This window comes from Photorhabdus sp. RM323S, from assembly GCF_042879375.1.
GTDB lineage: Bacteria > Pseudomonadota > Gammaproteobacteria > Enterobacterales > Enterobacteriaceae > Photorhabdus > Photorhabdus tasmaniensis.
This window is the reverse complement of the sequence record NZ_JBHFKZ010000139.1, coordinates 1-1,710: the sequence shown is the minus strand read 5'-3', so window position 1 is coordinate 1,710 and position 1,710 is coordinate 1. Positions and strand designations below refer to the sequence as shown.

2 protein-coding genes are annotated in these 1,710 nt (G+C 39.4%); both read right to left on the bottom strand.

What is annotated here, in order from left to right; all coding sequences use genetic code 11:
• Positions 1-269: 269 nt before the first annotated feature.
• Complete coding sequence (locus tag ACGF7G_RS22260; protein WP_387468453.1) at positions 270-938, bottom strand: hypothetical protein; 669 nt, start codon at positions 936-938, stop codon at positions 270-272.
• Positions 938-1,710, bottom strand: a 773-nt coding sequence (locus tag ACGF7G_RS22255; RefSeq protein ID WP_387468451.1) for an RHS repeat domain-containing protein, incomplete at its 5' end; no start/stop codon positions are given. The genes ACGF7G_RS22255 and ACGF7G_RS22260, both read right to left, overlap by 1 nt.

Sequence of the window (1,710 nt, the reverse complement as noted above, 5' to 3'; positions counted from 1 at the left end):
AAGACTGGCGGCCAGATTATGGTGAAGGTGATGGACGGCTGTCTGGTGCTGATCCCTGATACTGACGACACCCGCACCATCAAGCAACAGTACCAGCGACAGCAGGATCAGCTCAGTGACATTAAGCTGCGGATGCGGGAACTGATTGGTGAGTACAAGTATAAGAGCAGAAATTGAGCGGCTATAGTCATCACTGGCCTATAACAGATATTCGCTAGGGTAGAAAAAGGTAGACTGGAAAATCTCTATGATTTTCCAGTCTTTTATACTTATTTTTTCTTATTGGTAATGGCGATTATTTTTTTCTTAATAGTATTATCATGTTCATACTGAGTTAAGAAAAATAATCCATCATTTCTTTTATAAAAATAATTTTCATAAAGCCATAATATTATGGACTTTCTTTGATACAATCCTACTTCTGACATTAAATAACCTTGAGCATTAATCTCATCAATACATTGCAATGCATTAGGCTCATTATCTATAAAACCATTAAAATAAACCAAATAATAATTAGAAATTAAATCACTTATTGTAGAATTCTTTTTCTTAGAATAATACTTCCAGTGATTTACGAATAACTCTCCAATTTTATACGCTAATCCATATTTATAATATAATTCATAAACAGAAAAATGAATTTGGCAAAAATAACCCATCGTGCTTAATACTCTATAATCGCAAGAATACTTCCTATAAAACTCCATTATATCAATAGTTAACAAGATAAAATCTTGGCCTTTATAGTATCCATTCTGTACGGCAGTAGAAACAAAGCAAACTAACTTTTGTTCCAATTCTAGATTTTTTAGATCAGATGGAATACGTCTAAACAAACAAATCAACTTTCTTAATTGAAATGACAGCTCAGGATTATCCTGAGCATTGAGTGAAATTTTTTTGTCTGCCAGAAAATTTAATTGCTCTGTAAACATTATGGACACCTTTGATTATTTTTAATTCCTGAATACCATTTGCCAATCCTTTTACCTATCTGAGAGAAACGAGATTTGTTTGCTTCAAATACAGTCTTCGCTTTTGGAGGAAGAGGCTTAGATTCTTTAAGTGGTTGACCACTAGGGAAGACTCTATACTCATACTTATCAGAACCAACAGTTACATGATAATGAATCGGGGCATGTTCTTTCGGAGTGCCTATGCCTGCACCAAGGTTTCCATAGTTATGCCATACACGCACACCGTTCTCATTGTAGATTATTTTATCTGGTAATTGAGCTGGTGTTTTATTTAACCCCCACGGATCAATCCACATCATCGGGTTCGGCGCATAAGTGTATACGTTCAGGCCCCCTCTCAGCCCAATCGGATCGGGCGTAATAAACCGGCCTGTCTCCGGGGCATAATACCTGAACGTATTAAAATGCAGCCCGGTCTCATTGTCAAAGTATTGGCCCGCATAACGCAGGTTTTGCCTGAAATCATAGTCGGTTGATGACAGGGCCGGATCAGTGAAGTAAGCCAGCGGCGAACCATCCAGTTCGCCAAAAAGGCGATATTTTCCCGCCCATGCTATTTTCCCTTCCTCGTTCGTGACTTCCAGCGGCGCACCGTTGATATCAGTGTGGTACCAGTAGTAATTGTGCCGGGCTCCCCGCGTGACGATGCTGGCCAGCGGGGTGTAGCTGTCATGGGATTCATAGCAGTAGGTCTGGGTTTCGCCACTTTTCGGGTCACGCTCCTGCAACA

Coding starts and splice junctions, on each gene's coding strand:
- ACGF7G_RS22260 (WP_387468453.1), bottom strand. CDS start 938: ATGTTTACAGAGCAATTAAATTTTCTGGCAGACAAAAAAATTTCACTC.